Raw genomic sequence first — 23,986 nt, forward strand, 5'->3', positions numbered from 1 at the left:
GGTCCAATGCGCATGTGATTTTAGAAGAATATATTCCTGAAACAGCGGAGCAGGCTGTATCTGTTCCTGACACTAAACCGGTGATTATTCCGCTTTCTGCCCGGAATCAAGAACGTCTTCATGTGTATGCGGAACGTCTTCTGGATTTTCTTCACGATGGACTCCAGATCAGGGATGTGGCTTATACATTGCAGGTTGGCCGTGAACCGATGGAAGAACGGGTTGCTTTTTTGGCAAGCGGAATTCAAGAATTAATCGGCCAATTGGAAGCTTATCTAGAAGGACAGGAAACGATTGAACATTGCTGGAAGGGCCGCATGACAAAAGAAAACGGTGATACATCGATTTCCGCGGAAACGGTACATAAATGGCTGGAACAAGAAAATCTAAACCTGATCGCCGAAAAGTGGGCCGATGGATCTGCGGTTGATTGGAAGCTCTTATACGAAGTCAACAAACCAAAGCGGATCAGCTTGCCGACATACCCTTTCGAGAAAGTGCGGTATTGGGTGCCGGAGAAAGAGGCAGGGACTGACTTGTCAAAACAGAATCTGACTGAAGGCCGCGTCATTCATCCTCTTTTGCATGAAAATGTGTCCGACATATCGGGTGTGCGTTTTCGTTCAGTGTTCACAGGGCGCGAATTTTTCTTAAAGGATCATGTCATTAAGGGTCAGCACATTTTACCGGGCGCGGCCTTGTTAGAAATGGTTCGGGCGGCTGTAGAAAAGGCGGCTGCGGATCAGATGCAGACAGGTATTCGTCTCCAAGATATCGTTTGGATTCGCCCTGTTGCCATCACGGATCTGCAATCAGACATATACGTTCGTCTTTATCCGGAAGACAATGGCGACATTTTCTTCGAAATCTGCAGGGAGGAGATTGACAGCACAGGGGAGGACCCGATGATATACGGCCAAGGAAGTGCTGTGCTATGTCAGGCTGAAGATACTCCTAAACTGAACATTGAAGAGGTGAAGGCAAGCTGCAGTGAACGTATTCTGTCACCTGCTGCATGCTATAACGTATATGCGGAAATGGGAATTGATTACGGTGACGGCCACAGAGCGATTGACAATATATATGTCGGGGCAAACGAAGCTCTAGCTAAATTGACTATGCCGTCTGTGGTCTCCCATACACAAGACCGTTATGTTTTGCATCCGAGCATGATTGATGCGGCATTTCAAGCTTCTATCGGTCTGAGGCTTGGAACAGAGGATGCCAGTTTGACAGAAAGACAAGCAATGCTGCCTTTCGCATTGCAGGATGTCCAAATCTTCAAAGGCTGTGAAACTTCGATGTGGGCCCGCGTTAAATACAGCGAGGATAATATCGCTGCGGATCGCATACAGAAGCTGGACATTGATTTATGTAATGAAGAGGGCCGGGTATGCGTGCGAATGAAAGGTTATTCTGCCAGAACTTTAGAAACCGAGACACATTTAGAAGCTGTTTCATCTGGAAAAATTGGCACGCTTATGTTTGAGCATATATGGGAAGAAAAAGCAGTTTCCGGGAAGTATGAGTTAATAGAATATCAGAAGCATAAAGTCGTAGTTTGTGATATTGCAGAAAGGCAGATCGAAAGAATGCGGGACGAGTTTGACTGTACGGTTTTAGAAAAAGACGGGCAGGCAGTTCATGAACGGTTTGAAGCGTATGCCGTGCAGTTATTCGAAGAAATCCAACAGCTGTTAAACTCAAAAACTGGCGGAAATGTCCTCATTCAAGTCGCTGTTCCTGCATTGAACGAACCGCAGCTGCTAAACGGTTTAACAGGACTTCTTAAAACGGCCCAGCTGGAAAATCCAACATTCACCGGCCAGCTGATTGAGTTTGATTCAGAGATATCTGCAAGCGATCTGGCTGAAAAACTAACAGAAAGCAGGCAATATCCTCATGATCACCATATCCGATATTGGCAAGGGAAACGGTATGTAAGCAAATGGAAAGAGGCGGATGCTGATCAACTGGGCGCCGACATGCCATGGAAGGATAAAGGGGTTTATCTGATCACAGGCGGTGCAGGGGGGCTTGGCTTCCTATTTGCAAATGAAATTGCAAGCAAAACGCATGGGGCTGTCATGATTCTCACAGGCCGGTCTCCGCTCAATGACAGGAAGCAGTCACAGCTTCAGAAGTTACAGGAAATGGGCGCGCGTGTTGTTTATAGACAAACCGATATGACTGAAAAAGAAGCTGTTACGGCTTTAACGAAAGGGATTCAAGAGGAGTACGGCAGCTTGGATGGCATCATTCATAGCGCAGGCATTATAAAAGATAATTTCATTATTAAGAAAAAGAAAGACGAAATTCAAGACGTGCTTGCTCCAAAGGTAACCGGCCTGATCCAGCTTGACGAAGCCACAAAAGATATCCCGCTCGACTTTTTTATCCTTTTTTCTTCAAATGCCGGAACAGTGGGAAGTGCGGGACAGGCAGATTACGCAATGGCGAATGCTTTTATGAATACATTCAGCGAATACCGGAATGGCCAAGCAGCACAGCACAAGCGTTACGGGAAAACCCTTTCCATGAGCTGGCCGTTGTGGAAAGACGGGGGCATGCATGTTGATGCTGAAACCGAAAGAATGCTGACGAGAGATACGGGTATGATCGCCATGGAAACAGATCACGGAATTCAGGCATTATACCATGGATGGGCCTCGGGAAAATCGCAGCTGATGGTGGCTTCGGGCGTCCTAAGCAAAATTCAATCATTTTTGAACCAAACAGGAAATGGACAATCTCCAGAATTAAAATACAACAGTGAAATTCAGCATACAGAGCAAGCAAACACCATGATGGGAGTCGACGAAGAGACGCTGAGAGAAAAAGCAGAGGATTATTTCAAGAGTGTGCTTTCTTCAGTTACCAAGCTGCCTGTCAGCCAGATTGACGCTGAAGCTCCTATGGAGGACTACGGAATCGATTCTATTATGATCATGCATGTAACGGGACAATTAGAAAAAGTATTCGGTTCATTGTCCAAAACATTGTTCTTTGAGTATCTCAATATTCGGTCATTATCACAGTATTTTGCTGAATCTCATAGAGAACAGCTGTTACACATCTTGGGGATTGAACAAGAAAAACCTTCTCTAAAAGAGGAAAATAGAGATTCAGAAGACGAAGAGAGAGAAGAGATTTCTGTTCCCCGAAGAAAGTCTGGTTTTGTCCCTATGCAAAGAAAAGTACAAAAGCCGTTAATTGAAAAAGAAACGGAAGAGATTGCGATTATCGGAATCTCCGGCCGCTATCCGCAAGCGGACAACATCGATCAATTGTGGAAAAACTTGAGGGACGGCCAGGACTGTATTACAAATATTCCTGAAGACCGTTGGGACCACAGTCTCTATTACGATAAAGATAAGGACAAACCGGGAAAAACGTACAGCAAGTGGGGAGGATTCATTAAGGATGTAGATAAGTTTGATCCGCAGTTTTTCCATATTTCTCCTCGTGAAGCGAAGTTAATGGACCCGCAGGAGCGTTTATTTTTGCAATGTGTTTATGAAACGATGGAGGACGCCGGATATACTAGAGAGCATCTCGGCCGTAAACGGGATACCGAGCTTGGCGGAAACGTAGGCGTTTACGTCGGTGTCATGTACGAAGAATATCAGCTGTACGGAGCGCAAGAACAAGCGCGGGGCCGGGCTCTGGCTTTACCGGGAAATCCATCCTCCGTAGCAAACCGGGTATCCTATTATTTCGATTTCCATGGACCGAGTATGGCTCTGGATACGATGTGCTCATCTTCATTAACCGCTATTCACTTGGCTTGCCAAAGCTTGCAGCGCGGTGAATGTGAGGCCGCTTTCGCGGGGGGAGTCAATGTTTCAATCCACCCAAATAAATATTTGATGCTTGGGCAGAACAAATTTATGTCAAGCAAAGGCAGGTGTGAAAGCTTTGGACAGGGAGGAGACGGCTATGTGCCGGGAGAAGGCGTTGGAGCAGTACTTCTTAAGCCATTGTCTAAAGCGGTTGAAGATGGCGATCACATCTATGGAGTCATTAAGGGTACGGCCATTAACCACGGAGGAAAAACAAACGGATACTCAGTCCCTAACCCGAATGCCCAGGCACATGTCATTAAAAAGGCGATTACAGAGGCGCAAATTGACCCGCGGGCAATCAGTTATATTGAAGCGCACGGCACGGGCACCTCACTCGGAGATCCTATTGAAATAACAGGACTGGCTAAAGTGTTCACAGAACATACGAAAGACAAACAATTTTGTGCCATAGGTTCAGCCAAATCAAATATCGGGCACTGTGAAAGTGCGGCGGGCATTGCGGGGTTAACGAAGGTATTGCTGCAAATGAAATACAAACAACTGGCGCCTTCCCTGCATTCAAAGGTGCTGAATCCGAATATTGACTTCCTCAATTCTCCATTTAAAGTACAGCAAGAGCTTGAAGAATGGAAGAAACCTATTATTCAGGTAAATGGAAAAGAAATCGAATATCCGAGAATCGCAGGCATCTCTTCATTTGGCGCCGGAGGAGGCAACGCCCATATTTTAATAGGAGAATATGTTCCGAAATCTGAGCCGGAACGTTCTTCAGCAGGACAGCCGGCTGTCATTGTGCTCTCAGCAAAAAATGAAGAGAGACTTCAAAAACGGGCGGAACGATTGCTGGATGCCATCCGTGAGCAGCGTTATTCTGAAGCGGATCTGCCTCGGATCGCGTATACGCTTCAAGTCGGACGTGAAGCGATGAATGAGCGTTTAGCGTTTACGGCTGAAAATATGCAGGAGCTTGAAGAAAAGTTGAATGACTTCATCTCCGGAAAAGAACATATTGAACATCTATACCGCGGGCAAGTGAAACGCAATAAAGAAACGATGGCAGTTTTTGCGGCTGACGAAGATATGGCGAAGACAATTGAAGCATGGATTCGCAAAGGGAAATTCGCGAAGTTTTTAGACCTTTGGGTAAAAGGATTAAATATCGATTGGAACATGCTTTATCAAAATGGTAAGCCGCGCCGCATCAGCTTGCCTGCCTATCCTTTTGCAAGAGACTGCTATTGGATAGAAGAAACTGTGATGAAGGCGGATGAAAAAAGACCGGTGAAGCCGGCTGTTACAGCGCAGCCAGTCATCCAAGAGCCATTTATTCCTGAAAAAGTCAGCGGTAAGCCCGCCAATATTTCCTTGCAGCCTTTGACGGCAAGTCAGGAAACACCGCAAAGGACAGCCGTTCCGCTGCAGCCGGTTAAAAAGCAGCAAACCATGTCTGCTGAGCTGTTATGCGATGAACTGACGGCAAGCTTAGCAGAAGTGTTATACATGGATCAAAACGAAATCGACCCGGATGAAGCCTTCATTGATATCGGAATGGATTCCATTACCGGGCTTGAATGGATAAAAGCAATCAATAAGCAGTATGGTACATCGTTTATTGTGACAAAGGTTTATGATTATCCGACAATCCGTGATTTTGCCGTTTTCTTAAAAGATGAATTAAGCACACAAGCTGAAGAAGAGATCGCAGGAAACCATCCGCCAAAACAAGAGGAAACGTATGCGCCGATAAAACGGGAAACCGTCTCTGCTAAACCGGACAATATTTCTTTGCAGCCTTTAGGCCTTCATCAGCCTGTGCAGAAGAAACCAATTGAAGACATTCAGTATGCAGCTGCTGAGATATCGGTATCGAGCCAATATGGTGGGACAATTGAAACACTGCATGATGAATTAAAGGAAAGCATCGCAGAAGTGTTATACATGGATCCGCACGAGGTCGATATTGATGAAACCTTTATCGATATCGGAATGGACTCCATTACAGGGCTTGAATGGATAAACGCAATGAATAAACAATATGGAACATCATTTTCAGTCACCAAAGTTTATGATTATCCAACGATTCGTCAGTTTGCAGACATGTTAAAAGCCGAGCTTGTGAAGCATAGTGACAGAAAAAAAGAAATAGAGGATGGGCCTTCTGCAGAGGACACACAACCTGCAGTACGGGCTGAAGCGAAGCCTGCAGAGCGGCCCGTTCAGCTGCCAGTGATGAAAGAACGTGAGCGGAAAACAGACCGTTCTTATCAAAGTCACCGAGACGATGCGATAGCCATAGTCGGGATGTCAGGCAGATACCCTGGTGCCAAGGATGTAAGAGAGTATTGGGATAACTTGGTCAATGCGAGAAATGCGATCCGTGACATTCCGAAATCGCGGTGGGATGTGGACAAATACTATGACCCGGCACTGAATCAAAAGGGGAAAGTCTACTGCAAATCACTGGGGATGCTGGATGATATTGAACATTTTGATCCGCTGTTTTTTAATATTCCGCCGTCAGAGGCTGAGCTGATGGACCCGCAGCACCGAATCTTTTTGCAGGAAGGTTATAAAGCATTCGAGGATGCCGGATATAACGCCCAAACATTAAACAATAAAAAGTGCGGGGTTTATCTTGGCATTATGAGCAATGAATACGGGGTGATGCTGAATCGGAATCAGGCCAGAGCAAGCGCCACCGGGAACAGCTTTGCGATAGCGGCAGCGCGTATTCCGTATTATCTGAATTTAAAAGGGCCTGCAATTCCGATTGATACGGCATGTTCATCCTCATTAGTCGGCACACATTTAGCACGCCAAGCATTGGTAAACAAAGAAATTGATATGGCGCTGGTGGGCGGTGTCAGCTTATATCTGACGCCGGAGTCTTACATCAGTATGTGTGAAGCCGGCATGCTGTCTCCTGATGGACAATGCAAAGCATTTGATAATGGCGCAAATGGTTTCGTTCCCGGAGAGGGTGCAGGAGCACTCGTTCTGAAACGGCTGAAAGATGCAGAAGCGGATCGTGATCATATCTATGGCGTTATTATCGGTTCGGGCATTAATCAGGACGGGAAAACAAACGGAATTACAGCACCGAGCGTGAAAAGCCAAATGGATCTGGAACGGGATATATACGAGACATACGGGATACATCCTGAAAGCATCAGTTATGTTGAAATGCACGGCACCGGAACAAAACAAGGGGATCCAATTGAACTAGAGGCGCTGTCAACCGTATTTAAAGAGAAAACAGACAAAAAGCAATTTTGTGCGATCGGTTCAGTGAAAAGCAACATTGGCCATACATCAGCGGCAGCGGGTGTAGCCGGTGTTCAAAAAGTGCTGATGTGCATGAAACACAAAACGCTGGTGCCTACATTGAACTTCTCTGAGCCTAATGAGCATTTTCGATTTGAAGATTCGCCTTTGTATGTCAATACGGAGCTTAAGCATTGGGAAACGGCTGATGGAAAACCGCGGCGGACCTGTGTGAGTTCCTTTGGATACAGCGGAACGAACGCCCACCTCGTGATTGAAGAATACCGGCCTGAAAGGGACAATGATCCAGTACCAGATCGCCATCATTCAAAGTTATTTGTACTCTCAGCAAAAAAAAGGCAGCAATTGAAGGTCTATGCCCAATCAATGAGAGATTTCGCAGATTCCAATAAAGATATCAATCTGGATGATATGGCATATACCCTTCAGACTGGCCGGGAACCGATGGATTACCGAATGGCATTTTTGGCTGATTCGAGAGAAGCGCTTATGAAAACTCTTGAAGACTATATTGCAGATATTCCCAATACAGAAATTTATGCTGCGCATGTCAAAACGAAGAAAAGCGAAATGAAAGTATATGAAACAGATAAAGATGCCAAAGCCCTGCTGGAAACATGGATTGAGAAGAAAAGGCTGGAGAAGCTGGCGGAATTATGGGTGAAAGGGCTGCGGATCGATTGGAACGAGCTTTATAGCGATCACATGCCTCACCGAATCAGCCTGCCTGCTTATCCGTTTGCAGAAGAGTACTATTGGCTCCCAAACGAAGATGCCGCAGCAAAAGACAGCCGTTCGGCATTGCAATCTGCTGCACCGATGACGACACACTGCTTTTTACAAAAACAGTGGCAGCATTGCCCGGTTACATCAGCAGAACGTAAAAGCCAAACGGTTGCCATATTGGCAAACGCCGAGACCATGACATTAGCCAGCGAGCTTTCCGTGTATTTCTCGAACTATCGCATGATTGACAGCCGAGAGCTTAAGCATTTATCAGATGCCGACTTGGAAGATGTCGGCGGAGCAGTGGATCTGATCGGCTGCGGAATGAGCCATGAGCAATCGATAAGCTGGATCAGTTGGCTGCAAAAACTGATTGAGCATGGCCGTAATCAGAAGCAAAATTTGACTGTCTTGTGTGTGACGAAGGGGCTCGAGTCTTACGAAAATAAAGCTGTTAATCTGTCCGGTGCTTCCCGGGCCGGTTTATACCGAATGCTTCAAAGCGAATACAGTCACCTTACATCAAGACATATGGATACAGATCATGTAACAGCCGAAAAGGAGCTGGCCAGACAGATTGCAGATGAGTTTTATGCTGACAGCACAGATACCGAAGTCTGTTATCGAGACGGGCGGCGTTATCGCGCATATTTGGAAGAGCGAACAGCAGATGCTGTTGATCAAGAACAATTATCGTTTCCGTCAAACCGGGTGCTGCTGATTACAGGCGGGACAAGAGGACTTGGATTCGTGTGTGCGCGTCATTTTGTGCAAACATACGGGGTAAAACGATTGGTGCTCACCGGCCGTGAAGAGCTGCCTCCGCGTGAACAGTGGGATTTGCTCAAAGAGAAAAACACGCCGCTTGCTCAGAAAGTGAAAGCCATCCAAGAGTTGGAAGCAATGGGCACCCAAGTACAAGTGCTGTCCCTTCAGCTGTCCGATCCGCTTGCTGTTAAACAGAGCATCGAGACGATTCAGCATACAATGGGATCAATTGGCGGAGTGATTCATTGTGCCGGGACAGTGAATAAACATAATCCGGCGTTTATAAGAAAATCAGCAGAAGAGATACAAGCCGTACTGGAGCCGAAAGTCGATGGGCTTCAAACATTATTTGACCTGCTCAAAGATGAACCGCTGCAATTTTTTGTTTTATTTTCATCAGTATCAGCCACCGTTCCTGTGCTTGCAGCCGGACAAGCTGATTATGCGATGGCGAATGCTTTTATGGATTATTTTGCAGAATCCCGTAAAGGTGAATATCCGATTGTCAGCATTCAGTGGCCAAACTGGAAGGAGACCGGCTTAGGCGAGGTTCGAAGCAAAGCTTTAGAACAGACCGGACTAGTAAGCTTGAAAAACGATGAGGGACTGCAGCTCCTGGATCAGATCCTTTCTGAAAAACGGCCAGCCGTCGTCCTGCCGGCGGTGCCCAATACAGATGTATGGCATCCGGACAAGCTCATGCGCCATTCTCTCACAGTTAAGGGGTTTCCAACTGCTGAGACAAAAGAACAAGACAGCACTCAAAACTTGTTCCGTGAAACCGTTGGATGGCTTGTGACTATTTTTTCTGACGAGCTAAAGATAGGCGCTGAAGACCTTGAAACCGATGAGCCTTTTCAAGAGTACGGAATAGATTCGATTATTTTGGCTCAGCTATTACAGCAGATTAATCAAAAGATAAAAGGAGATATTGATCCATCTATTTTATTTGAATATCCGACAATAGAATCTTTTGCAAAGTGGCTGGTATCTGAATATGAATCCGCCTTACCGGATGTTGTACAACCAACTGCCTCACAGAAGCCTGCTGCGGCGTCATTGCCACTCGATCAGGCTTCTGCGGCGGAACAGCAAACACAAAAGGGGAATGATGTAAAACCGGCGCTTCATGCAGAAGACATCGCGATCATTGGCCTGACATGCCGATTCCCCGGCGCTGAAACGCTTGAGGCATACTGGGATTTAATACGTGAAGGTCGGTCAGCGATCAAACCTGTGCCGCCTGAACGCTTTGGTCATTCAAGCTCTTATTACGCCGGGGTCATTGAGGATATGAACCGATTTGATCCGGATTTCTTCCTGATGTCCGATGATGATGTCAGAGCAATGGACCCTCAGGCTTTGGCTGTATTGGAAGAAAGTCTGAAGCTGATGTACCACGCCGGCTACACTGAAAAGGAAATGAAAGGCATGCGGGCTGGTGTTTATATAGGAGGACGCAGTCAGCACAAACCTGAACAGTCCAGTCTTTCAAAAGCGAGAAATCCGATTGTGGCCGGGGGGCAAAACTATTTAGCCGCTAATATTTCACAATTTTTTGATTTGCGGGGACCGAGTATCGTGCTGGATACAGCTTGTTCCTCTGCATTGGTCGGCTTGAATATGGCCATTCAGGCTTTACGAAGCGGAGATATCGAGGCAGCGGTTGTCGGCGGTGTCAGTTTGCTTGATACAGATGCGCATCAAATGTTTCAGGAGCGCGGACTTTTATGTGAAAAGCCGTCTTTCCATGTATTTGACAAGCGGGCAGAAGGCGTCGTTTTAGGAGAAGGCGTGGGAATGGTATTAGTCAAAACAGTCAGCCAAGCGATTGAAGACGGAGACTCTATCTATGCTGTCATTAAAGCCGCGGCTGTTAACAATGACGGAAGAACGGCAGGCCCGTCCTCACCGAATCTTGAGGCGCAAAAGGACGTGATGCAGTCTGCGCTTGAGAAAAGCGGAAAAAAGCCTGAAGAAATCAGCTATCTTGAAGCAAATGGATCAGGCTCCGTAGTGACGGATTTACTTGAGCTTAAGGCGATTCAAGCCATTTACCGTTCCCACTGCAAAGCTTCACTAGGAGTGGGGTCGGTTAAACCGAACATCGGCCACCCATTATGTGCAGAAGGGATAGCGAGCCTGGTTAAGGTCGCTTTGATGCTGAAACATAGACAATTGGTTCCGTTCCTGTCAGGAGATGAAAAAATGCCGCATTTTAATGTAGAAGAAACGGATTTGTATTTTTGTAAAACACCAGCCGCGTGGAAAGAGAAAATGCCGGCTGCGGCGATCAATTGTTTTGCTGATGGAGGAACGAATGCCCACCTGATTATAGAGGCCTGGGATGACTCGGCTGAGCGTCCAATCAGAAGAACGCCCCTGCCTCTCCCGGCATTACACCGGCGGCCCGTTTTAACAGAAAATCGAGCTGTATCAGCTGAAACCGTGCGGGGACAAGAGCTTTCAGATACGGGTGCTTCTAAAGAAATGTTTTGGAAAACTTTCAAATAAGAGAGGAGTGGGAATATGATAACTGAACAAATGCACATCTCGTTAAATAATCCTGTCATGTGCAATCACAAGGTATATGGACAAGCGTTATTACCCGGCCTTGCTTATATAGATTTGATTTATCAAGTATTCCAAGAACATGGTTACGCTTATCAAGAGCTTGAATTAAAAAACCTGACCATTTTTTACCCTCTGATCGCGGAAGCATCGTATGACATTGCCCTGACAATTCACGTGTCTGAAAGCAAAAAAGGGACATGGTCCGTCATCATCGACGGACAAAAACAGCATGGAGCGTCGTTATCGGACAAAAAACGATATGCTGCGGCTGAAATGCATCATCAAGAACCAGCTGTTTTCACGGAAAAGATTGATCTTAACCAATGGAAAAAAACGGCCGATAGAATTCTGAATCTCGATGATATCTATGATCAATGCCGCCGTCAAGATTTAGTGCATACAGGGATGATGAAAGCAGAAGGACAAGTATATGAAACAAAAGAGGGCTCTTTGATTGATATCACTGTCGAACAAGAAGCATTGCTTCATTCTGAGGCTTTTATGTTTCATCCGACGCTCATTGATGCCAGCGGGTTAGGGTCAAGCACCCTGCTCTCAAAGGTAAATAAAAATGAACAGACTGTATATCTGCCTTTGTTTTACGAATCCTTTTCAGCTTCAGAGCGATTACAAAAAGAATGTGCGGCGCGAATTCAAGCTTCATCCGTGCGTCAGAAAAACGAGCTCACTTATATGACGATTGAATATTTTAATTCATCCGGACAAAAAGTAGCCGAACTCAAAAATTTTGCAAGCAAGTCTGTCCGGGACGCGAAGGCCTTTCAGCCTGAAAAAGAAATCGATCAGCCCCAGGAAGAGAGACTGCTAAAAGAATCTTCTGTCTCTCATGACGCTGGCCGGGAATACAATGCGATTGAAGGTTTTTTACGTCAGCTGCTGGCTGAACAGCTTGAAAAACAGGCAGAACAAATGGATATCCATGCCGGCTATTATGAGCTTGGGTTAGATTCGCCGTCCCTGCTTGAAATGGTTCAGGCGATAGGATCTCAGATTGGAGAGGAACTCTCTCCCACTTTGCTGTTTGAATATACAACGATTGCAGAATTATCAGCGTATCTGGCTGAAAACTATTCGATTGGAGAGGCGGACGATGCTGTCCGCCGGTCTCCTGCACCAAAGCCGGAGTCTTTAGATGCTGTCCCCTCTGCATCAAAAAAAGCGGAGGACATTGCGATTATTGGGATGGCAGGCCGTTATCCTAAGGCGAAAAACATACAACAATTTTGGGAAAATCTGAAGGCAGGTACAGACTGCATCAGTGAAATCCCGAAATCGCGCTGGGAATGGAAGGAATTCGAAGAGCTGACATCACCTTCTGGCAAGCCCTTCTCAAAATGGGGCGGGTTCATTGAGGATGCTGATTGCTTTGATCCTCAATTCTTCAGAATCTCTCCAAGAGAAGCGGAAACCATGGATCCTCAAGAACGCTTGTTTTTAGAGACGTGCTGGGAAGCTATTGAAGATGCGGGTTATACACCAGAGACAATTGCCGAACCGCGGGGCGAAAATAAAAGACGGCATGTCGGCGTATTTGCCGGTGTCATGCATAAGGACTACTCCCTTATAGGTGCGGAGGCTTTATCCGAACAGAATCCATTCCCTCTGTCACTGAATTATGCGCAAATTGCCAATAGAGTTTCTTATTATTGTAATTTCCATGGGCCGAGCATGGCGGTGGACACGGTCTGCTCCTCCTCCTTGACTGCTGTTCACTTGGCAATAGAGAGCATCCGAAATGGAGAATGTGAGGCCGCGCTGGCGGGAGGTGTCAATTTATCGCTGCATCCGGCTAAATATATCAGCTATGGCAGTGTTGGGATGCACTCTAGCGACGGCTATTGTCATACATTCGGCGAAGGCGGTGACGGATACGTTTCTGGAGAAGGGGTTGGAACGGTATTATTAAAGCCCTTGCGAAAAGCCGAACAGGACGGTGACCGGATTTATGCCGTCATCAAAGGAAGCGTCATTAATCATGTAGGCAAGGTAAGCGGCATTACGGTTCCGAGCCCTGTAGCGCAAGCCGATGTCATTGAAGCCTGCTTGGAGAAAACAGGGATCGATCCGCGTACGGTCAGCTATGTGGAAGCCCACGGCACCGGCACCTCTTTAGGAGACCCGATTGAAATTCAAGGATTGGTGAAAGCTTTCAGCCGGAATACGCAGGATCAGCAATTCTGTTCGATCGGTTCTGTGAAATCAAATATTGGTCATGCCGAATCTGCGGCCGGCATCAGCGGCTTAACGAAGACTGCTCTGCAGCTGCATTATAAAACGCTTGTGCCATCTCTGCACTCAGAAGAGCTGAATCCGTATTTGGAGCTGGAGCAATCACCTTTTTTTGTTCAGCATGAAACAAAGGAATGGCAGCAGCCCTCACTTTCAGAAAATGGCAAGGAGATCAAGTATCCCCGCCGTGCCGGTGTAAGTTCATTTGGAGCGTCAGGATCCAATGCGCATATCATTTTGGAGGAATACATCCCTGTAGAGAACGGCTCAGCCCCTGTTTCAGTGAAATATGAAGAGGCTATTATTCCACTATCCGCGAGAAATAAAGACAGGCTGCATGCTTACGCCGGGAAACTCCTTGAGTTTCTCCACGAGGACATGAATCTTTTGGAGCTTGCTTATACGTTGCAGGCAGGACGGGTGGAGATGGAGGAGCGGGCAGCCTTCATCGTTAAAGACATAAAGGATTTAACTCATAAACTTCAAGCATTTGTAAAAGGTGAAGAAGTCGATCACTGCTGGACCGGACAGGCCAAGGAAGGCCATGAGTTTGCCGGGACAAAATCGGCGGATTTGAAGAGCCTCGCGGAATCATGGGTTCAAGGAAAAAAGGTCGGCTGGGATGAACTATACAGCGATCGCAAGCCGCTAAAAATAAGTGTCCCAACCTACCCGTTTGCAAAAGAACGCTATTGGATTCCGGCACCTGAAACGAAAACCAGCGACGCAGCGAACAGTTCATTACATCCGCTGCTGCACCGGAATACGTCAGACTTTACTGAGCAGCGCTTTAGCTCTAGCTTTACAGGCAAGGAATTTTTTCTATCAGATCATATTGTGCAGGGACAGAAAATTCTGCCGGGCGTTGCCTATTTAGAAATGGCAAGAGAAGCTGCGGAAAAAGCAGCGGGTGATCTGGAAGATGGACAAAGAGTTGTGTCGCTCAGAGACATCGTCTGGATTCGCCCTATTGCGATTGAAAGTGAACCAAAAGAGATACATATCGGCCTTTATCCTGAGGATAGCGGAGAGATTACCTATGAGATTTACAGCAAAGATGAAAATCCGATGATACACAGCCAAGGGAGTGCAATCATATCGGTTGAACCGGATACTCCTGTTTTAGACCTTCAAGCGCTGCAGGCGGAATGCAGTCTGGGCACAGTGACGTCAGAACAATGCTATGCGGCGTTTCGGAAGATAGGGCTTGACTATGGTGAGGGCTATCAAGGGATTGAAAAAGTGCTTGTCGGACAAGAACAATTGCTTGCAAAAATCTCCTTACCCGCTTTTTTGGAAGACGGCAAGCAGCAATTCCTGCTTCATCCGAGTTTGATGGATTCCGCCTTCCATGCATCGATTGGTTTTATCGTAAGCTCAGTCAATAAGGATGCTCAAGCTCATAAGCCGTCTCTGCCGTTTGCGATGCAGGAGCTTAATATACTTGGCCCTTGCCCTTCTGACATGTGGTCATATATTCGATTCAGTTCAGACAGTAAAGCAGAGGACAAAATCAGAAAGTACGATATTGATTTATGCGATGAAAACGGGAAAGTTTGTGTGCAAATGAAGGGTGCTTCCATTAGAGCGCTGGAAGGGGAACAGCAGTCACATGCAGTCATAGCCGCTACTTCTTCACCAATAGGGCATACGATGATGATTCCTGTCTGGGAACCAGTTTCTCCGGATGCGGAGGGAGGCGGTGTTTCGGTTGCTGGTGAACAAGCCGTTTTATTAGGGGGTACTGAGAACGAACGGAAGTTAATGAAACAGCGCTATCCTCAGGCTCCCGTTTTGGATATCAAACCTGCAGATCACATTGATGCGATAGCGAAGAAGCTGCAAACGTACGGCAGCATTGACCATGTGATGTGGATTGCCCCGTCACACTCAGAGCATATGTTTATCGAAGGACAGGAAGAAAACGTTCTTCAAGTATTTAAGCTTGTAAAAGCACTTCTTCAATTAGGCTATGGCGGGAAAAAGCTGGAGTGGTCCATTGTAACCGTCCAAGCGCAGCCGATTACTCAATATGAAGCTGTCAATCCTGCTCATGCAAGCATTCATGGACTCGCAGGGACAATGGCTAAGGAATACCCGCATTGGAAGATCCGCCTGATTGACCTTGAAGAAGGCTGCACTTGGCCGATCAAACAGATGTTTACACTCCCTGCAGATCGTCACGGGCACGCTTGGGCCTATCGGAATCAGCAATGGCATCAGCAGCAATTGATCCCATATCAGCAATCTCCGTCAGATGACACGTTATATCAAACGGGCGGAGTGTATGTGGTCATCGGAGGTGCGGGGTACATCGGAGAAGCATGGAGTGAGTATTTGATCCGCCGCTATCAGGCGCAGATCGTTTGGATTGGACGCAGTCAAATCAATGATGCCATCCAGGCGAAATTAAACCGTCTCTCAGCACTTGGACCTGAGCCTTACTATATTGCAGCCGATGCCGCGGATATCCATTCATTGCAGCACGCTTATGAACAAGTGAAAAAGCGCCATTCTCGCATTCATGGGATCGTTCATTCTGCAATGGTTTTATTTGAGCAAAGCCTGGAAAATATGACGCTGGAAGAATTCAGAACCGGACTGGCGCCGAAGGTGGATGTAAGTGTTCGTATGGCCCAAGTATTTCAGCAGGAGGATTTGGATTTTGTTCTGTTTTTCTCTTCGCTTGTGGCCCATATCAAAAATGTGAAGCAAAGCCATTATGCCTCTGGCTGCGCGTTCGCAGATGCTTTTGCTTACCGGCTTTCCCAAAGCTGGACTTGTCCCGTTAAAGTCATGAATTGGGGATATTGGGGGAACAGTGAAGCGGCCGGAGATGAAAATTATGTACAGCTCATGAATCAAATTGGCTTAGGCTTAATTGAACCTGAGGAAGGGATGAAGGCGTTAGAAGCACTGCTTTCAGGGCCTGCCAGCCAAACGGCTTTCATTCATACGACTAAACCTGTTGCAGTCGAAGGTGTGAATCAGAAGGAATTCATCACTCTTTATCCGCAGCACCCTTCGATAGACGCCGAAAGCTTGAAGAGGCGCCTGCCGGAAACAGAAGTAATAGAAAGAGTAACACACGAGGAGCTGGACGATCTCCTTTACAGAATTCTGTTAGCACAACTGCAGACGGCCGGGCTGTTTGAAGGTCATACATTATCGGTTGAACGCCTTCAACGAAACAAGAATACTCGTGGATTTTATGAAAAATGGCTCCGGCAAAGCGGCGAATTCCTTCTGCAGCATGACTTTCTTAAGAAAGATGGAGATTCGTTGGTGAGGAAGGGTAAGGCAGAGGATATCGATATGCTTTGGAAAGAGTGGGATACGAGAAAAGCGGAATGGCTCAAAGACAGCAATACAAAAGCGATGACCGTGTTAGCTGAGGCCATGCTGAAAGCATTGCCGGATATCCTGACGGGGAAGGTGCCTGCGACAGATATCATGTTCCCGCATTCCTCAATGGAATTGGTGGAAGGTATTTATAAGCATAACCAAGTTGCAGACTATTTCAACGCAGTGCTTGCCGATACGTTGACGGCTTACGTAGATGAACGGCTGAAGCAGGACCCTAAAACCTCTATTCGCATTATGGAAATAGGGGCAGGCACTGGCGGCACGAGCGCGGGAATCTTTCAAAAACTGAAAACCTATCAAAATCATATAGGGGAATATTGTTATACAGATCTTTCTAAAGCGTTTTTGCTGCATGCAGAAAAAGAGTACGGGGCGGAAAATCCTTACTTGACATATCAGCAATTTGACGTGGAAAAACCGATTGACCAGCAGGAAATCGAGGCAGGCGGCTATGACATTGTAATTGCCGCTAATGTCCTTCACGCGACGAAAAATATTCGTCAAACGCTGCGGCATGCAAAAGCGGTGATGAAGCACAACGGATTGCTGTTACTGAATGAAATGGCGGGAAACAGTTTGTTCCCTCACATCACCTTCGGACTGTTGGAAGGCTGGTGGCTGTATGAAGATCCTGCACTGCGAATTCCCGGCTGTCCTGGTCTATATCCAAACAAATGGAAAGAGGCATTAGAAAGCGAAGGCTTTGAATCCGTGTTCTTCCCGGCGGAAGCTGTCCATGACCTCAGTCACCAGATCGTAGCAGCCTCAAGCAACGGAGTGGTGCGCCGTATGGCTATGGAAAGTGTGCCTTCTGCAGAAAAGGATTTTTCTCCAACATGGAAGGAGCCGGCACCTGTCCAAAACATAGCTTCAGAGATAGGCGGACAATCAAATGATGCCGTCTTGATAGAAAAAAGCACCGAGTATATGAAAAAACTTATCGGAGAAACATTGAAAATACCTGCAAATAAAATTGATTCATCTGAACAGCTTGAAAAGTACGGCATCGATTCTATTGTCGTTGTCCAGCTCACGAATACATTACGTAAGGAACTAGAACATGTGAGCAGCACTTTATTTTTTGAGTATCAGACAATAGACGCGTTAGTGGAACACTTAATCAAAACGAAAAAAGAAGCGCTCATGAAACTGACGGGTCTTGACCGTCAAGTGCAAAATGACAAGCCGATCACAATCAATAACGAATCGTCACAGGAGGCTGGGCAGGCGTTTAAAACAACCCAGCGCTATCGTAAGCTTGGCCGCAGCCGCGAGAAGGAAACGCCATCGCCATCACAAGCTCCGGCCAGCCGTGATGTTGCCATTATCGGTATATCCGGACGTTATCCGCAGGCGGAGACAGCAGAAGATTTTTGGAACAATCTGAAAGAAGGCAGAAATTGTATTGAGGAAATTCCGAAAGACCGCTGGGATTGGAAAGCATATTACGATAAAGAAAAAGAGGGCTCGATTTATACAAAATGGGGCGGATTTATCAAAGGTATGGATACATTTGATCCTTTATTCTTTCAAATTTCTCCGCTGGAAGCAGAAAGAATGGACCCTCAGGAACGATTATTCCTGCAAACCGCCTATGCGAGTATTGAAGATGCGGGATACACGCCTGACACGCTCTGTTCAAGCAGAAAGGTCGGTGTCTTTGCCGGGGTCATGAACAAAAATTATCCTACCGGCTACGGCTATTGGTCCATTGCCAACAGGGTATCCTATTTGCTGAATTTCCAAGGGCCGAGCCTTGCAGTTGATACGGCTTGTTCGTCTTCTCTGACTGCGATTCATTTAGCGTTAGAAAGCATTTACAGCGGATCGAGCGATTGCGCCATTGCCGGCGGCGTCAATTTAGTTGTCGACCCTGTTCACTATCAGAATTTATCTGTCATGAACATGCTTTCTGCAAGTGACAAATGTAAATCATTCGGTGATAACGCAGATGGGTTTGTTGACGGAGAAGGAGTGGGCGCCGTCATTTTAAAGCCTCTGCAAAAAGCAATAGAAGACGGTGACCATATTTATGGGGTGATAAAGGCAAGCTCCATTAACAGCGGAGGCAAAACCAATGGATATACGGTTCCAAATCCGAATGCCCAAGCCCGGATGATTAAAGAAGCCATTCAGCGTGCCGATATCCCGGCCCGAACGATCAGTTATCTGGAGGCACACGGAACAGGCACTGCATTAGGAGATCCGATTGAGATTGCGGGATTAACAAAAGCGTTTGAGGAAGATACGCAAGAAAGACAGTTCTGTGCAATCGGCTCCAGCAAGTCCAATATCGGTCATTGTGAAAGTGCAGCCGGCATCGCTGGTTTGACAAAAATCCTTTTTCAGTTTAAATACGGTCAAATCGCGCCATCATTGCATTCTGAGCGTTTGAACCCAAATATTGAATTCAGCCATACTCCGTTTATCGTTCAGCAAAAGCTCGGTGAATGGAAGCGTCCAATCATCGACGGACGGGAAGTGCCGAGACGCGCCGGATTAAGCAGTTTTGGCGCCGGAGGGTCAAATGCCCATATGATCTTAGAAGAATATATTCCGAAAACCGAGGCACAAACGCCTCAAGCTCATCCTCCTGCTCTGATCGTGCTGTCAGCGAAAAACAATGAACGGCTTCGAGAAAGAGCGGAGCAGCTGCTCTCCGCCGTTCGCGAAAAAAGGTACAGTGAAACAGATCTTATCCGGATGGCCTATACGCTGCAGACCGGCCGTGAAGCAATGGAGGAAAGGCTTGGCTTTATCGCCGAATCAATAGCAGATCTTGAGAGCAAGCTGCAAGATTTTATAGAAATGAAAGCAGAGGATCTGTATCTCGATCGTATCTACGATAACAAACAAGCATTAGCTGTCTTATCAGCTGATGAAGACACGGAAAAAATGATAGACGCCTGGATGAGCAAAGGAAAATATACGAAGCTGCTGGATCTTTGGGTGAAGGGCTTATCTTTTGACTGGACGAAGCTGTACGGAGCCCATAAGCCGATCCGATTCAGCCTGCCGACATATCCTTTTGCAAAGGAACATTACTGGGCACCGGGTGTTGAAAAGAGAACAACGTCCTTTGAAAACAATATAGAACAAGAAGAGGAAGAAAACTTCGAGGTTATGACTTTTAAAGAAGTGTGGACAGAGCAGCGGGCATCTCTCACATCGAAAAGCTTCAAAACGCTCGTCTGTTTTCTGACTGACAGAGAAGAGCAAAAAGCATTCGCTTCATCTGTGAAAAGCTTTGATCCAGAGACCAAGGTCATTTTTATTGCACAGGGTAAGTTGTACGGGAAACAGTCTCAATACGCCTATCAAATTGTACGGCAAGACCCCGGCACTTTTGAGAAAGCCTTCCGGAGTATTCAGGAAGAACATGGTGAACCGGATGCAATCCTCTATTTGTGGGCGGCGGAGGACTCAAGCATTATTCAGGATTATTCCTGTGCAGTCTATTTATTGCAAGCCATGGCGGCCGCGAAGCTTCAGCCTGTCCGAGTGTTATTGGCGGGATGTTTTGAAAACGGTCTTGACCGAAGTTATCTGGAATCATGGATTGGATTCGAACGTTCACTCGGGCTTGTCCTTCCGAATACGAAAGTGACAGGAATCTTTCAGGCAGCTGATCAAAATCTAAAAGAATCAATGGACGATTGGACAAGTAAGATCTGGACGGAGCTGCAGGCTGCAACTGAACAAACGGTCTTGTATCAGAATGAGAAACGTTATGTATGTCAGATTGAACAAACCACGATACAACCAAACAACAGCAAATTGAAGTCCGGAGGGACTTACCTGATTACAGGCGGTTTAGGAGGGCTCGGTTATTTACTCGCTAAGCATTTAGCTAAAAACTATGCCGCAAACATCATTCTGACAGGGCGAACGCCTATCAATGAAGAAAAACAAAAACAATTAAAAGAATTGAAGGATCTAGGCGGCGAAGCCATGTATGCAGAGGCGGATGTGTGTGATCCGATCGCTATGGGAGACTGCGTGAAACGAGGAAAAGACCGGTTCGGCGCCATCAATGGCGTCATTCATGCCGCCGGTATCGAGAGCGAGTCTGCTATTTTTGAAAAAGAGATGGAAAGCTTCCGGCGCATTATTGAACCGAAAATCAATGGAACGATAGCGCTTGACGAGTGGCTTCAAAAAGAAACCCTTGATTTTATTTGCTACTTTTCATCGTCTTCCGCTATTTTAGGAGATTTTGGTTTTTGTGATTATGCGATAGGGAATCGGTTCCAAATGGCTTATGCACATTACAGAAACGAGCTTCATCACGGCAAAACGTTTGTCATCAACTGGCCTGTATGGAAAGATGGCGGGATGACAATCGGGGATGCCGAAACAACCGATATGTACCTGAAATCAAGCGGCCAGCGCTTCTTAGAAGCGGATGAAGGCATCCGTATGTTTGAACACATCTTGTCTCAGGAGGATGCGCAGCATCTCATCATAGCCGGTCAGCCAAGCCGGGTCCGCCGCTTTTTAGGAATGACTGAACATACAATGCCAGAACCGGACATGATAAACCCTCCTGTACAAGAAACATCGGGTGAGATGAAGACGTTAAGCGTTGAAAAACGTTTGGAAATGGACTTGAAAGAGCATATTCACACATTGCTTAAGATCTCAAAAGATAAGCTGGACTTGAATAAGAACTGGGCCGACTTTGGATTTGATTCCATCTACCTGGCTAAATTCTCGAACGTGTTAACTAACCATTACAAAGTCGAGATTACGCCTGCCCTATTTTTTGGCTATTCGTCTTTAAAAGAATTGATCCACTACTTTTTAACGGATCATAAAGAGCTGATCGAGGAATTTTACCGGGATGACACAGCTGGCGTACAGAAGCAGACTGAAGCTGATGAGCCTGTTCCTGCAGCACCCAAGTCAGAAAACAACAATAAAAGCGGTCGGCAGCATTACGCAGAGCCTATCGCCATTATCGGAATGAGCGGCAGGTTTCCTCAAGCTGATTCGGTCCATGAATTGTGGGACAATCTGAAACACGGGAAAAATTGTATCTCTGAAATTCCGAATGACCGCTGGGACTGGCGTGAAGTGAAAGGAGATCCAGAAAAAGCAGTGCCAAGATGGGGCGCATTTTTGAAAGACATAGACCAATTTGATCCGCTGTTTTTTCACATATCGCCTAAAGAAGCCGAAAGCATGGACCCGCGCCAGCGAATTTTTCTGGAGGAAGCTTGGCATACATTTGAGGACGCAGGATATATGGGAAAACGGATTAAAGGAAAGTCCTGCGGCGTTTATGTGGGTGTGGAAGAAGGAGAATATGCGCATTTAACCGGTGAGACGGATTACATTACCGGTACTCAAAACGCCACATTAGCTGCGCGAATCGCATACGCATTAGATTTAAAAGGACCTAATATGGCGTTGACGGCGGCATGTTCCTCAGGACTTGTAGCCATTCATCAGGCTTGTGCAGCCTTGCGTCAGGGAGACTGTGAAATGGCTATAGCCGGCGGCGTCAGCCTGAATATTTCTCAAATGTCTTATGAGGCGCTGACACGAGCCGAAATGCTTTCTCCAGACGGAACATGCAAAGTGTTTGATCAGGATGCCAATGGGCTTGTGCCTGGTGAAGCGGTAGCAGCTGTACTGCTGAAACCATTATCAAAGGCAATTGAAGATCAAGATCACATTTATGGATGTATCAAAGCAAGCGGCGTGAATTATGACGGCAAAACCAATGGAATGACAGCTCCCAATCCTTTTAGCCAGGCGGAATTAATAGAAAGCATTTATGAAAATTATCAGATCAATCCGCTGGATATTCAATATGTGATGGCGCACAGCACTGGATCAAATCTGGGAGATCCGCTTGAAGTCCAAGCACTGACGAGCGTGTTCAGCAAATATACGAAACAGAAGCAATTCTGCACGATCGGCTCGATTAAATCATTAATCGGACACACATTTGCAGCTTCCGGTGTGGTTGCTTTGATCAGTATGCTGATGGCGATGAAAAATCAGACCATTCCGGCTACTCATGATTGTGAAACGAGCAACCCGTATATTCAGTTTAAAGAAAGCCCTTTTGTACTTCACAAAGAGAATCAGCAATGGCTGAGAAAAAATCATAAGCCGAGGATGGGAACAATCAGCACAACGGGTATCAGCGGTACGAACGCGCATGCTGTAATTGAAGAATACATTCCGGATGAGCAGCCATGCCTGCATCCAGAGCCAACGGAATGTCCGCAAGTTATCGTGCTTTCTGCTCAAAATGAGGATCGGCTTCACGATGCTGTTCTGCAAATGCTTGAGTATGCAGAGCATCATGACAACCTTTCTTTACCTGATGTTGCATATACACTCCAGGTTGGAAGAAAAGCAATGGAAGCAAGACTGGCGATCGTAGTGAATCATCAGGAACAACTGGTGCGAAAATTGAAGGAATATGCAGAAGCGGTGAAGAATGGTGAATCATTCGGCCAATTTACATCCTTTTATACAGGGAATGTGGAAGACATTTCAGAAGAACGAGATGAAACATCTCTGAAAACGGTCGTCATAGAAAAAGATTTTAAAAAGATAGCAGCTTGGTGGGCGAAAGGAAATCAAATTTCATGGGAATTGCTCCATGAAGACAATAAGGTCCGTATCGTTCCGTTACCCGGCTATCCATTTGCAAAGGAACGCTATTGGATTTCATCAGATACCCAAAAACCAAATGCCATGAGGCTGTCGTCACAAGTCATCCAAAGTGAGACTGACGAGTCCAAGGAAGAGAAACACATTCAAGACATCATCGTACAATTTCTAGAACGAGAGCTGAGCCTGTCACGGCATCAAATCAGTTTCAAAAGGAACTTTCAGGAATATGGGATGGATTCGATTCTTGGCCGAAAGCTGATGCGTCATTTAGAAAAGACCATTCGGATCAAGTTGACCGGCCGGGAGATCCTTGAATTCCAGACAGTCCAAGCGCTTTCTGCTCATATGGCTCTAAAAGCTGAAGGGCAAAATCAAAGCGCGGCAGCCCAGCCGCAAAATCAAATGAAAAGCCTGTACACTGACGAGCAGATCATCGGTTTGATGCAAGAGGTGGCGCAAGGAAAATTGGATTTTAAGAGTGTGCAAAACATCATAGAAGGGAGTAAATCGTATGAATCATAAAGAAATTCTCGATGCCTACAGATCAGGAGAATTATCCATTACTGAGGTAGAAG

Annotated in this window: 2 protein-coding genes (1 of these 2 only partly in view); both read left to right on the forward strand. The window is 46.3% G+C overall.

From position 1 onward, the window contains the following. Positions 1 to 11,099, forward strand: partial view of an SDR family NAD(P)-dependent oxidoreductase gene (locus RBH91_RS02295; RefSeq protein WP_307893330.1) — the 3' portion only. It extends 2,638 nt beyond the left edge of the window; the window shows 11,099 of its 13,737 coding nt (coding positions 2,639–13,737); its start codon lies off the left edge, out of view; the stop codon is at positions 11,097 to 11,099. A gap of 15 nt (positions 11,100 to 11,114) precedes the next feature. Then, positions 11,115 to 23,933, forward strand: coding sequence for an SDR family NAD(P)-dependent oxidoreductase (locus RBH91_RS02300; RefSeq protein WP_307893331.1), 12,819 nt, complete (start codon positions 11,115 to 11,117; stop codon positions 23,931 to 23,933). Positions 23,934 to 23,986 lie beyond the last annotated feature (53 nt).

The sequence above is a fragment of the Bacillus swezeyi genome, from assembly GCF_030908325.1.
Lineage (GTDB): Bacteria > Bacillota > Bacilli > Bacillales > Bacillaceae > Bacillus > Bacillus swezeyi.